The organism is Bacillus alkalisoli (assembly GCF_002797415.1).
Classification (GTDB): Bacteria; Bacillota; Bacilli; order Bacillales; family Bacillaceae_I; genus Bacillus_CD; species Bacillus_CD alkalisoli.
In genome coordinates this window covers 1,469,156-1,482,235 of sequence record NZ_KZ454944.1, presented here as the reverse complement: position 1 = coordinate 1,482,235, position 13,080 = coordinate 1,469,156, and the positions used below count along the sequence as shown (strand labels likewise).

Below are 13,080 nucleotides of genomic sequence, written 5' to 3'. Positions count from 1 at the left end.
AGATAGTATTTAAATCCTACAACATTATATAACTCTTCAACGCTGTTCAATAACACCATTTTCTTAGGAAGAGTTCGGCTTTTTGTTTTCCTAATTGGACGAGGGCTTCTTTTTTTAGTTCTGCTAGTTCGAATTCGGTGGCGATGACATGGTCGGTTGGGATGAAGATAATGTTTTTTTCGTGTCTTCTTGAGATATATTTTGCATCGTGGGCGTCTTTCATTGTTTCAAAGAGTGCACCGAACATCGTGATGGCGTTATTTATTTTATTAACTGGGCCGTCTTCTAAATTTGAACTTAGCTGAATTCCTAGAGCAGGTCTGACTTTCGGTATTCTATCATTGTCAAATAACCATAGTGGAAAGTTACTTAACACTCCTCCATCTACAAATAAGTGGCAGGCACCTTTATTTTTCAATTTTACAGGTTCAAAAAAGTAGGGAATGCTACAGCTCATACGAATTGCTTTTGCAACGGGAAATGTTCTTGGATTTACATTGTATTTCGGAAGATCCTCTGGCAATGTGACAATTCTTCCGCTAGTTAAGTCTGATGCAATAATACGTAATGACTGAGGTGGTAAATCGCCAAAAGAGTAAATTCCTTTCGCAGCTAATTTTTTTGTCAGCCACGCTTCTAATGCATCTCCCTTATATAAACCTAGTCGCCAATATAAAAGGAGCCACTTTGTGAAAGAGAACGGGAGAAACGTTTTTCGCTCATCTAAAAATTGTTTCACATTCATCTCGTCTAACATTTTATTCATTTCATCTGCGGTGTAACCTGCTGCAACAAATGCCGCAATGATAGATCCAGCACTCGTGCCTGCAACTCGAACAAAGCGAAGGCCTTTGTTTTCAATTGCTTGTAAGGCACCTACTAACGCATATCCTTTAATTCCTCCTCCAGAAAATACACCATCAATGAACAAAGGAGTACCACCTCCATCTGTTTAAAATGTAGTTTTGGATTGAAAATTTTATGACTGGAAAATGAAGCTAATTGCACATTTTTGTAAAATAAAAAAATTAAAGGCTAGCATCCTTGTGCTAGCCTTAGAGTGTGTATTATTTAATTTTCGTTTTTGTGTTGAATTTCCTGCAAGACTTTTGTTCTATTTTCGTCTTCTTCGAAGTATTGAACTAAATCGCCAATTCTGTCAATGGCATTCCAACTTAGGTGATGTTCTATTCCTTCTACATCGTTGTATATGTTTTCTTCATCTACGCCGATAATTCTTAAAAATTGTTCTAGTAATTCATGACGGTCAACTAATCTTTTCCCTATTTTTTTCCCTTTAGCTGTTAAAACAAGACCGCGGTATTTTTCATAAACTAAGTATTCATCTTTGTCTAGTTTTTGAACCATTTTTGTAACGGATGAAGGGTGAACGGCTAACGCTTCTGCGATGTCTGAAACTCTGGCGTATCCTTTATCTTCTATTAACAAATATATTTGTTCAATATAATCTTCCATGCTCGGTGTCGGCATGCAAACCCCTCCATCTTCTCTATCTTTTAGGAAAACCCGATTGTATGTACGATTTTCTTATTCTCTCAATACGTCTATTTAAAATCATACATGAAGTGAGTAATGCTGACAAGTTTACGAGAGAAAAACACCAACCTGTTGACTGGCTGGTGTTTTCTTTTATTTTATAATCCGCATTTCAATTGTGCTCCGCAATCTGTACATGTATTACAGCCACCAATTTCTTTAACAGTACCGATACGGCATACCGGACAAGTGTTTCCAACTTCAGATCCGTACGTTACTGTTGTGGAGCGTAGGTCTCGAATAGTTTCAATCAAGACAACTGGTTGCTTCTTCTGTTCTGCTTTTACTACTTCTTCCATTTGAATTTGCTCTGCACCGTCATCCATCATGTTTTCTTCGGCTTTTAAAGTTAATACTTGTGTATCGCGACTTCCGTCCACGTATACAGTACCACCCTTTGCTCCGCCTTTATATAGACGCTCGTACACTTTTTCTACTTGATTTACAGAGTACCCTTTAGGAGCGTTAACTGTTTTACTGATAGAGCTATCAATCCAGTTTTGGATAATACATTGTACATCCGCATGTGCTTCAGGTGCTAATTCCATTGCAGAAATAAACCATTCAGGTAAATGCTCTGGATCTGCATCTGGGTTTGTATCTACATATTCTTGGACGATATCCGCCTTCACTTCAATGAACTTCCCTAAACGTCCACTGCGGAAGTACGAAAAGGAAAAATATGGTTCCAACCCTGTGGAAACGCCAACCATCGTACCTGTGGATCCTGTAGGAGCAACAGTTAATAAGTGAGAGTTGCGAATTCCAATTTCTTTAATAGATTCTTTAACGTCAGCAGGTAATTTGTTCATAAAGCCTGTATTTGTGAAAGCTTCTCGTAGTTTAGCTGTTTCTTCTTCCTTTTCACCTACAAGGAAAGGAAAACTTCCTTTTTCTTTTGCAAGCTCAACTGATGCACGATAGGCAGTAGTAGCAATTGTTTCAAACACTTCGTCAACTAGCTTGTTTCCTTCTTCAGAGCCGTAAACAGATTCACAGTAGATTAGTAGGTCATGTAAGCCCATTACTCCTAAACCTACTCGACGCTCACCTAAAGCTTGTTTTTTATTTTCTTCTAAAAAGTATGGCGTTGCGTCGATAACGTTATCTTGCATTCTTACGCCAACTTCTACTGTTTTCTTTAGCTTTTCAAAGTTTACTGTTTTGTTTTCTTTATCAGCCATTTCTGCTAAGTTAACTGCAGCTAAGTTACAGACTGAATATGGCGCAAGTGGTTGTTCCAGTTTGTTATCCTAGAGGCTTTTTATCCCCTAGTTCTAACGGTTTAGTTCCCGTTAGTTCAGCATATATTTTCACTACTTATTTTTTTCATAAACCTGATTAAATCTTTTCTACCAGTGTCAACACCTAATACAGCCTTACAAATAACCCTAATATCAGAAACACCATACCTTATTTTGATTTCATCAAGTAAAGATTTAAGACTTGTTCTTATTTTGTTATAAGGTGTTTTTAAGACAATTTCCTTATTTGTAATAGACCATTGTATTACAAGAATCCTAATACATTCATGAATATGATTTCTATTTGCTACATAAGCTACTGTGGCGTTTCTAATAGCTTCTTTACCCGAACAATTTCTACCACAATATACTTTTGATGAAGAAATTAATGTCACAAACTCAAGATTACACCTTTTACAATACCTTTTAGTTCTCACAACTTTAATTTTACCTTTTTGGGATAATCCAGATCTTTTTAAACCCATGATCATCCTTTGTTTAGCTATACTGTTAGATTCCCAAAGCATTTTAGTATGATTGCCTATTTTTATCTTTGTTTCTAGATTATGTTTCATACCAAAATGTCCATTTTTCTTACCAGTAAGGCTTTTATTTAAGGTAGTTTCTTTTGAGTTTATCCACTCATTTATAGTTTGACTTAACTTCGACTATTTTTGTAAGGTGTTTATTTGAATCATAGATAAAAAAATCAGGTTTATATTTCTTATTATTAAATTCATATATTTCCACTTCGTAATCCCAATAAAAAGAATAGAAATCTAAATATTTAGCATATGCAAATTCATAGGAACTTCTTAGAAAATGCTCTTTGTAATATCCAGAATATCCTCGATTCATTTTATTCCTCTTCCTTAGTAGATATAAAAAAAATAAGTAGTGCTGCGGCCTCGTGGATAGATTATATTCTGCCTAGGCAGGTTCACTATCTATGCGTTGCCCCTGACTAAAGTTTTATCCTTAGCCTTCGGTTCGGATTAGCATCTCAGCCTTCCCGCTTTATTCCGCAGTTTTTAACGTGAGGCAAATCAAGCCACTTTACCACACGGATTCGTTGCTACTACCTTTTGACCATAACTTTGAGCATTTGTCATGTCGTTTGCATTATCTATAAAGAAAATACCAGGTTCCGCAGAGTAAGTTGCGCAAATGTTTATTAAGTTCCAAAGTTCTTTTGCTTGAATCTTACGGTACGTACGAACTTTATGGCCGATTTTTTCCCATTCTCGTACGTCTCCAACTTTTTGCCATTCTGTATTGTAAACTTTCATCTCTGCTTTTGAGTAGCTTTCTACTGCTGGGAAACGAAGTTCGTATTCTGTGTCATTTTCTACTGCTTCCATAAAGTCTTTTGTTAAGCAGACAGAAATGTTTGCACCTGTTAAAAATTCAGAGTTATGAACCGAATATGTTCCACCAGTTTTCAGCTTCAATTCTGCGTCTTTAATAATCGATTCACTGAATCCTCCGTAACCAGCAATGTGTTTATAATTTACAATCCCTTGATACATTGCTTCTTCTTGTAATGTTAAAGGAGTGAACTTTAGCTTATCTTCCGCTGCCTTTTTAATTCCTTCATCATTTGTATTTTCAATTAAATAACGAAGAATTCTTGGGTTTTGCATTTTAGAAATAATAAACTCAATTATATCTGGGTGCCAATCCGAAAGCATAATCATCTGAGCTCCGCGGCGCGAACCACCTTGCTCAACTAAATGCGTCAGCTTCGCGATATCATCTAACCAAGAAACGGATCCAGATGATTTTCCGTTTACGCCTCGAGCTAGTGTGTTTCTTGGGCGTAGTGTCGAACCGTTCGTTCCTACTCCACCACCTCGGCTCATAATTTCCATTACTTGCTTACGGTGTTCCGAAATGCCTTCACGAGAGTCTTGAACATAAGGCATCACGTAACAATTAAAAAAAGTAACGTCGGTACCGGCACCTGCTCCGTACAATACACGTCCTGCTGGAACAAAATTCATGTTCACTAGTTCATCATAAAATTTAGCCCTCCACTCTTTTCGTTTTTCTTCCGTCGTCTCCACAGCGGCTAACCCAGTTGCATTACGTAACGCGATCTGCTCGTAGAAAATTTCTAACGGCTTTTCTATTACATCCAAAGAACGTTCTACCACTCCTGTTTCCACTTCTTCAGGCTTCGATAACACGCCACGGTAATCATCTTCTACTAATACTTTTGCTTTTTTCGTTGTCCAGTCAATATCTTGAATGTATCCAAGACCTCGAGCTGGAAACTTAGGGTCCTCTTTAATCGTTAGCACAACAAAATCGCCAGTCGTTAATGTTAATTTCTCTGTATCTTTAAAAGCATAACGATCTAGCATAACGAGTCTAGATACACCTTTATGAGTAATGTTCATCGCTTCTGTAATTTCATGCACTTGAGGAAAAAGTCTAATGTCTGCGTTCAATTTTTCAACATTTGCTTTTAATTTTTCTCTTAGGCTAAGTGCCATCTTCCCAACTCCTTAAAACTATTATTCTCTACCAAGAATTTCATTTGGTAGTTTTAATCTAAAATTAAGGTACCATATATCGTGATAGAATTTCAACTAATAAATCAATATATAGTATCTTTTTCTTTCGACACGACACCATATATAGTTTTCGTTCAAGTCATTCCTTTTTTGTCAAATGTTAAAACTAGTAATAAATGAAGGAAAAAAGAGATAAATAGAGATAAAAGCCTTTTCATTAAATTATTTGGCTGATTTTGTTACTTGAAAAAAAGTAAAGACGGTTCAACTATTGATAAATAAACGTTTCCCAAAAATCCTTTCAAAAAATAAAAAAATATTTTTTTATTAGATGCCCCTTTACATTTCCACTTATAGTAGTTCTTGAAACTCACATATCTATATATAGAAAAAAGGCAACGGATTTACCGTTACCTTTTATAATTCCAGTCGTCTGTGGCATATTTTTCTCTTACTATTTTATCTACATATGCTCTCTCTTCTTCTGTTAACTCGTATGGCTCTAAATGAATGTTAAGTCCTTTTTCAAATCCTTTTTTGAACGCTCCTTTTGCTTCTTCTACCGTAACTGGTTTGTCACGTAAAGCATTAACAGCAACTGCTTTGTTTTTGAAGTTCTTTTGCATACGTTCTTTTACTCGTTCACTCGGATAGTTGAACAGGCTGAAGAGTAGATCTTCATCTATATCTAGTAGGATAGAACCGTGTTGTAAAATAACACCTTTTTGACGTGTTTGCGCGCTTCCCGCTACCTTTCTTCCTTCTACTACTAACTCATACCAAGAAGGAGCGTCAAAACAAACTGCTGAACGTGGATCTTTTAAGCCTTGTTTTTCTTCTTCTGTACGTGGTATTGCAAAATAAGCATCTAATCCTAAAGATTTAAACCCTTCTAATATACCTTCTGAAATAACACGATAAGCTTCTGTTACAGTATGTGGCATATCTGGATGTTCTTCTGATACGATAACACTATACGTTAACTCTTTATCGTGTAACACACCTCTACCACCAGTAGGTCTGCGAACAAAACCTAGATTACTCTCCCTAACTGCATCCATATTAACTTCTTTTTCGACTTTTTGAAAATAGCCAATAGATAATGTTGGGGGATTCCAGCCATAAAACCTAATAGTAGGTGGAATCCTACCTTCACTATGCCAGTCTAATAACGCTTCATCTAATGCCATATTAAAATAAGGGGATTTTTCTCCTGAATCTATAAAACGCCAAGTTTCTTTCTGCATGTAGTTACCTCTTTTTTCTTTTATCAAGGTTTTATTTTTTAGTTCTATTTCGTAATTTAGTCTAGCAAATCTGTTTTGTTTTTACAAAACATTAATATAATTAAATTCAAAATTTGTTTAAAAAGAACATTAGAGGTAAATAAGGATGACTTTTTTTGTTTGGTTTTATATAATACTATTTAGAGAAAGAAAAAGAGGGGTGAATGGATTGACTTTATTATATGTATTACTAGGGATTACTGCAGCAATTATTATTTATTCTATCGTTACTGTTTTGTATCAGCGTAAAATTATTACTTCCTTATCAGAAGAAGAATTTCGTGCTGGATACCGAAAAGCTCAGTTAATTGATGTTCGTGAGCCAAAAGAATTTGATGGCGGGCATATTCTTGGTGCAAGAAACATACCTGTTTCTCAATTTAAAATGAGAATGAAAGAAATTCGTCCTGACCAACCGGTTTATTTATACTGCCAAAACACTATGCGTAGTGGACGAGCTGCACACCTTTTACGTCGTAAAGGATACAAAAACTTGTATCAATTAAAAGGCGGCTTCAAAAAATGGGGCGGGAAAATTAAAGCAAAAAACTAATAACAATACCCTTCTATATAAAATAGAAGGGTTGTTTTTTATATTTACACTAATTTTCTACCTAACTTCCTAAGCCACCTAATCTTACTTTTCAAGTTACTTATTAGTAATCACTTCTATCTTATCTGCGCCACGTTGTGGTGGTTCTGTATCATTTTGATCCCCATCCCAATACACAATAACCTTTGTGCCTAATTCTAATTCTTCGTACTTACCTGGCGCAATCGAATAATAGGCTCCGTCTTTTTCTTGAGCTATCTTGACTAACTCATTAGGGGTTTTATTTGAAATATCTTCAAAATCAGTATTAGGAATAACTAATATCTGTTTCCTATTATTTTGATTCTCCTGTATTTCTGCAATAATTCCTTCTTGTTTGTTTATATAACTAGTGTTAATGCTATTATTACTCTCCCCTTGCTGACCGCAAGCACTCAAAATAAAAATAAACAAGATAAAAGATGACACTCTTTTCACCGTTAATTTCTCCCAACTAATCAATAATTTTTTTTTACAACCAATGATTTTCCTTATTACTATTTGGCGGATTTTGTTTTTGTACATCGTCTTTAATTGTTTCCAATCCTTCTTTTGCTTTTTTATCATTGATAGATTTATAACGATCCGTTTTCCTATCTAAAACATAACCAAATACTAAAAGCGCTACGACAAAAAGTAAGACATATAGCCATAACATAACATCGCCTCCTTATAACTATCCTATTCTTTATATGCCCACTAATTTCCTTTATTTAACTGTCTTGTTTTATTTTTTAAACCAATAAATTTGTATGCCTATTAAAATTTCAAAAAAGTACACACCTATTAACGGCGTGTACTATTTATTTAAGTTAATGGCTCTGTTAAAGACCGCTGTTGATTTCCGCGCAAGTCTCCGCTTTCCGCGGGCGTGGCTGGAGCCTCCTCGACTTCGCCTGTGGGGTCTCCAGACCAACGCTACTCCCGCAGGAGTCTACTACTTGCGCGGAAATCAACTGCTAGATAGGTATCAAAAATCAACACCAACCTTTAACAGAGCCAAGTTAATAAATATAAACAAAGCAATTAACACACTAATCGTCTATGATAGGAGTAGATAAAATATCTCCCATTTGCGAAATATGTCGGAGTTCATGGTAGCCTATCAGTTCCACCCATTGTTTACATGTTAAATCTCCAATCCACCGATGAGTAAACCCATACAAACATAACTCTTTCATATCCGTATTATCAAGGAATTCTTTTAGTTCATCACGAGAATTTTCTAGTAATGAAAGCAATTCTTTTTTTGTAAAGTCGGCACCAGACGGTTTAAGGTATGTTGGTGCATCTACTTTTCTAGTTCGATTTTTCAAGATATCTTTCAAGTGAACTTCTCTGTTTGATGTTACTAATTGGTACACCACTGCATTCTTCATACTTTGTACAATTCTCTTCTCAATTAAATAGAGGTGTTCTACAATCTCTCCGATTGTCCAACCACCATCTACTTTTAGCTGGAAGTCATAATCATCTAAGGGTTCTAACAAATTCAGTAAACATTCTCTAGCCTGCTCCGTTTCAAGAAACATATTACAATCGCCCCTTTCCTTTTAACATATGCCAAAAAGGAGGCCAACATGAAGTGGCCTCCTTTAAAAAAGTTATGCTTTTTGGTATCTTAATATAGGCTTACGTGCTGCAAGTGTTTCATCAAGACGACCTACAACAGTTGTATGTGGTGCCTCTTGAACAACTTCTGGGTTTGTTTCTGCTTCTTTAGCAATTTGAATCATTGCATCGATGAACTCATCTAACGTTTCTTTTGATTCTGTTTCCGTTGGCTCAATCATGATACACTCTTCCACATTTAATGGGAAATAGATTGTTGGCGGATGGTAACCAAAGTCAAGCAGACGTTTTGCAATATCAAGTGTACGTACACCAAGTTTCTTTTGACGCTTTCCTGAAAGAACGAACTCATGCTTACAATGACGGTCGAATGGTAAGTCATAGTGCTCTGCTAAACGACGCATCATGTAGTTTGCATTTAATACAGCATATTCTGTTACCGCTTTTAGTCCATCAGGACCCATTGAACGGATATATGTGTATGCACGAACGTTGATTCCAAAGTTTCCGTAGTATGGTTTTACACGTCCAATAGATTGTGGACGGTCGTAATCAAAACCGAATGTGCTGTCATCTTTCTTCACTACTAATGGCTTAGGTAAGAATGGAATTAAGTCAGCCTTAACCCCTACAGGACCAGAACCTGGGCCACCGCCTCCGTGAGGACCAGTAAATGTTTTGTGTAAGTTTAAGTGAACAACGTCAAAGCCCATGTCGCCAGGGCGTGCTTTACTCATAACTGCGTTTAAGTTTGCTCCATCATAGTAAAGCTTACCACCAACACCGTGTACTATCTCAGCCATTTCAAGAATGTTTTCTTCAAAAAGACCAAGTGTGTTCGGGTTTGTTAACATTAATGCTGCAGTATCAGGACCAACTACACGACGTAAGTCATCTAAGTCTACTAATCCATGTTCGTTCGATTTAACAGTAATTGTTTCAAGACCAGCTACTGTTGCAGATGCTGGATTTGTTCCGTGAGCAGAATCCGGTACGATTACTTTCGTACGGTTCGTTTCACCATTCATTTCATGATAAGCACGGATCATCATTAATCCAGTCCACTCACCATGAGCACCTGCTGCAGGTTGAAGTGTTACTTCATCCATACCAGTAATTTCTTTTAAATGCTCTTGTAAATCATACATTAACCCTAGTGCACCTTGAACTGTGCTTTCATGTTGAAGCGGGTGAATGTGAGAGAAACCAGCAAAACGAGCAACATTTTCATTAATTTTCGGATTGTATTTCATCGTACAAGATCCAAGTGGATAGAATCCAGAATCTACACCATGGTTTCTGTTAGATAATGCAGTGTAATGACGCATAATATCTAGCTCAGAAACTTCTGGTAAGTTTGGCTCTTCCATGCGGATATAGTCGTTTGGAATAACGTCATTTAACGAAATTTCAGGTACATCGTTTTCAGGCAAGCTGTAACCAATGCGGCCTTCTCTAGTAAGTTCAAAAATTAACGGTTGATCTTGTTGCTTATTCATTGCCATCCCCCAATTCTTTCGCAAGTGTGTCGATTTCCTCTTTTGTGCGTAATTCTGTTACGGCAATTAACATATGTTGTTCTAATTCAGGGAAAGTTTGACCTAAATCATACCCTCCGATAATACCTTTATTTAATAAACCTTCGTTTACTTCTTGAACAGGGCGGTTTAACTTTACAACGAACTCATTGAAGAATGGTCCTGTAAAGACAACTTCTAATCCATTTTGCTCCATCGCTGTTTTTGCATATTGAGCTTTTTGGATATTACGAATCGCCATTTCTTTTACACCTTTTTTACCTAACGCTGTCATCGCAACAGATGCAGCTAACGCATTAAGAGCTTGGTTTGAACAGATGTTTGAAGTAGCTTTATCGCGACGAATATGTTGCTCACGTGCTTGAAGTGTTAATACAAACCCACGACGACCTTGTTCATCTATAGTTTGTCCCACTAGACGACCTGGAACTTTTCTCATTAATTTTGTAGTTACGGCAAAATAACCGCAATGCGGTCCACCGAATTGAGTTGGAATACCAAATGGTTGCGCATCTCCTACAACAATGTCAGCACCTAGTTTTCCTGGAGGTGTTAAAGCACCCAGAGACATTGGATTAGAAGAAACAACAAACATCGCCTTCGTTTCATGAACGATTTGCTCAATATCTTTTAACGATTCAATTTGACCAAAGAAGTTAGGATACTGTACTAAAACTGCTCCAACTTCATCACTCATTAATTCTTTTAAAGCTTCTAAGTCTGTCACACCATTTGTAGCAGGTACTTCTACCACTTCGATGTATTGACCTTTTGCATAAGATTTTACAACGTCTTTTGCTTCAGGGTGAACAGCGCTAGAAATTAGCACTTTCTTTTTCTTTGTATGTCCACAAGAAAGCATTGCTGCTTCTGCTAAAGAAGTTGGACCATCATACATAGATGAGTTTGCAACGTCCATTCCTGTTAATTCACAAATCATTGTTTGGAATTCAAAGATTGCTTGAAGCTCTCCTTGAGAAATTTCTGGTTGGTATGGAGTGTAAGCTGTATAAAACTCAGAACGAGAAATAACATGGTCTACGATAACAGGCATATAGTGGTCGTAAACTCCTGCACCTAAGAATGATGCATACTCTTTTAAGTTTTTATTTTGGCTAGCTAAGTCAGCTAATTCTTTCATTAGTTCTGATTCTGATTTTGCTTCCTTAATGTTGTATGGTCCTTCAAAGCGAACTTTCTCTGGAATGTCTGCAAAAAGTTCATTAACGTTAGAAACACCAATTGTATCTAGCATTTCTTGCATATCTTTTTCCGTCATCGGTAAATAACGATGTTTCATGGTGTATTTCCCCCTTTAGTTTTTAGGACGCTTATAAAATGGTGTTGCGACAACTTTTGCTTTTAAACGTTTTTGACGAATTTGTACTTCTACTTCCGTGTCAACAGCTGTAAACTCAGATTTGATTAGTACAAGCCCTACATTTTTCTTTAATGTTGGTGATTGCGTACCAGTTGTAACTTCCCCAACTTTTTCGTCTCCAACAAAAACTTCATACCCGTAACGCGGAATTCCTTTATCGATCATTTCAATTCCAACTAGTTTACGAGGTGCTCCGTTTTCTTTTTGGTCTTTTAGTACTTCTTTTCCAATAAAGTCTTCTTCTTTATTCGTTTTCACCGCAAAGCCAATTCCTGCTTCAATAGGTGTAATATCTTTTGATAATTCTTGGCCATATAATGCTAGTTTCGCTTCAAAACGAAGTGTATCACGCGCACCAAGTCCGATGGGTAGGACGCCTATGTCTTTCCCAGCATCTAAAATGGCTACCCAAAGCTTTGCAGCATCTTCCGGTTGGCAATAGATTTCAAATCCATCTTCCCCTGTATAACCCGTACGTGAAACTAATGTATTCAACCCTGCAACTTCTACATTATCGATAAATTTAAAAAATTTAATCGATGAAAGGTCTGTTGAAGTTAATTTTTGTAATGTTTCTTCTGCAAGTGGGCCTTGAAGAGCAAGTTGAGCTACGTCATTAGAGATGTTTATCACCTCTACATCTTCTGTTACGTTTTCTTTTAACCATGCATAGTCTTTTTCAATGTTAGCTGCGTTCACCACTAATAAGTAATCATTGTCTTGTTTTTTATATACTAAAAGATCATCCACTGTTCCACCATCTGGGTAGCACATTGCTGTGTATTGTGCAGAGCCATCTTTTAACGTGGATACGTCATTTGTCATCATTTTTTGTAAATAAGGAAGGCTTTCTGGACCTTTTACTGTAATTTCGCCCATGTGTGAAACATCAAATAATCCAGCTTTAGTACGAACTGCTTCGTGTTCCTCTTTAATACTTGAGAATTGTACTGGCAAGTCCCAGCCACCGAAATCAATCGTTTTCGCACCATAATCTTTGTACACTTCAAATAAAGGTGTTCTGCTTAATTCAGACACAATTGTTGCCTCCCTTAAAATAGTAAATAAATGCTAAAAAGGACAGAGAAACCCCTTCATCGTAAAGGGCTTCTCTGTCCTGGCACCTGAAAGTTTACCTTGATATAAGGCTTTCCCCGTTGGTGGTCCTAAAGATCGTCAAAACGATTTCAGAACGCTCTCCAGAGATGCGTCCAGCAAGAGTCTTTTTGCCTGAGAGATTCACATAGTCTTGTTTGCTCCTTCGGCGATGCTAAATTGCATTCTCTCCCCATGCTTTCATTCGCTGTATTCTGTTAGAAATACGATTAGAATATATTGTCAAATTTTAGACATACTATCCAATAAGTATCTTAAAAGAAACTTAATATTAG

General features: G+C 36.7%; 11 protein-coding genes, 2 pseudogenes and 2 riboswitches. Of the genes and pseudogenes, 1 reads left to right on the top strand and 12 read right to left on the bottom strand.

Annotation, left to right across the window (positions count from 1 at the left end):
• Positions 1–46: 46 nt before the first annotated feature.
• The 6 genes and pseudogenes from CDZ89_RS07145 to CDZ89_RS07120 all read right to left on the bottom strand — a co-directional run bounded on the left by CDZ89_RS07145 (position 47) and on the right by CDZ89_RS07120 (position 6,567).
• Positions 47–931 carry a patatin-like phospholipase family protein gene (locus CDZ89_RS07145; protein ID WP_096153455.1) on the bottom strand — a complete coding sequence of 295 codons (885 nt, stop codon included), beginning with the start codon at positions 929–931 and terminating at the stop codon, positions 47–49.
• Between the two features lie 140 nt (positions 932–1,071).
• A complete protein-coding gene (gene mntR, locus CDZ89_RS07140; RefSeq protein WP_096153454.1) occupies positions 1,072–1,491 on the bottom strand; it encodes a transcriptional regulator MntR in 420 nt (139 codons plus the stop codon).
• 164 nt (positions 1,492–1,655) lie between these two features.
• A pseudogene (locus tag CDZ89_RS07135) lies at positions 1,656–2,798 on the bottom strand (vitamin B12-dependent ribonucleotide reductase); the annotation flags it as partial.
• Positions 2,799–2,857: 59 nt separating this feature from the next.
• The gene (locus CDZ89_RS20100) at positions 2,858–3,376 is read right to left on the bottom strand and encodes a restriction endonuclease (protein ID WP_227521456.1); all 519 of its coding nucleotides are present in this window, start codon (positions 3,374–3,376) and stop codon (positions 2,858–2,860) included.
• 480 nt (positions 3,377–3,856) lie between these two features.
• Positions 3,857–5,299, bottom strand: a pseudogene (locus CDZ89_RS07125) (vitamin B12-dependent ribonucleotide reductase); the annotation flags it as partial.
• A gap of 431 nt (positions 5,300–5,730) precedes the next feature.
• Positions 5,731–6,567, bottom strand: coding sequence for a lipoate--protein ligase family protein (locus CDZ89_RS07120; protein ID WP_096153451.1), 837 nt, complete (start codon positions 6,565–6,567; stop codon positions 5,731–5,733).
• 208 nt (positions 6,568–6,775) lie between these two features.
• Here CDZ89_RS07120 and CDZ89_RS07115 point away from each other — a divergent pair, with 208 nt between their 5' ends.
• Positions 6,776–7,159 (top strand): rhodanese-like domain-containing protein, encoded by a 384-nt coding sequence (locus CDZ89_RS07115; protein ID WP_227521455.1) that lies wholly within the window; start codon positions 6,776–6,778, stop codon positions 7,157–7,159.
• Positions 7,160–7,255: 96 nt separating this feature from the next.
• On the opposite strand, the gene CDZ89_RS07110 is transcribed toward CDZ89_RS07115, so the two are convergent.
• From CDZ89_RS07110 to gcvT, 6 genes are all read right to left on the bottom strand, one after another.
• Positions 7,256–7,636 carry a DUF3221 domain-containing protein gene (locus CDZ89_RS07110; protein WP_157842692.1) on the bottom strand — a complete coding sequence of 127 codons (381 nt, stop codon included), beginning with the start codon at positions 7,634–7,636 and terminating at the stop codon, positions 7,256–7,258.
• Between the two features lie 34 nt (positions 7,637–7,670).
• Positions 7,671–7,856: a hypothetical protein gene (locus CDZ89_RS19590; protein ID WP_157842691.1), complete on the bottom strand. Its 186-nt coding sequence runs from the start codon at positions 7,854–7,856 to the stop codon at positions 7,671–7,673.
• Between the two features lie 376 nt (positions 7,857–8,232).
• A complete protein-coding gene (locus tag CDZ89_RS07105; protein ID WP_096153448.1) occupies positions 8,233–8,730 on the bottom strand; it encodes a DinB family protein in 498 nt (165 codons plus the stop codon).
• 72 nt (positions 8,731–8,802) lie between these two features.
• Positions 8,803–10,269 carry an aminomethyl-transferring glycine dehydrogenase subunit GcvPB gene (gene gcvPB / locus CDZ89_RS07100; RefSeq protein WP_096153447.1) on the bottom strand — a complete coding sequence of 489 codons (1,467 nt, stop codon included), beginning with the start codon at positions 10,267–10,269 and terminating at the stop codon, positions 8,803–8,805.
• A complete protein-coding gene (gcvPA, locus tag CDZ89_RS07095) occupies positions 10,262–11,608 on the bottom strand; it encodes an aminomethyl-transferring glycine dehydrogenase subunit GcvPA (protein ID WP_096153446.1) in 1,347 nt (448 codons plus the stop codon). The genes gcvPB and gcvPA overlap by 8 nt, the downstream gene beginning before the upstream one ends.
• 15 nt (positions 11,609–11,623) lie before the next feature.
• Positions 11,624–12,727 carry a glycine cleavage system aminomethyltransferase GcvT gene (gene gcvT / locus CDZ89_RS07090; protein ID WP_096153445.1) on the bottom strand — a complete coding sequence of 368 codons (1,104 nt, stop codon included), beginning with the start codon at positions 12,725–12,727 and terminating at the stop codon, positions 11,624–11,626.
• Between the two features lie 69 nt (positions 12,728–12,796).
• Positions 12,797–12,897, bottom strand: a riboswitch (glycine riboswitch).
• A riboswitch (glycine riboswitch) is annotated at positions 12,898–12,989 on the bottom strand.
• Positions 12,990–13,080 lie beyond the last annotated feature (91 nt).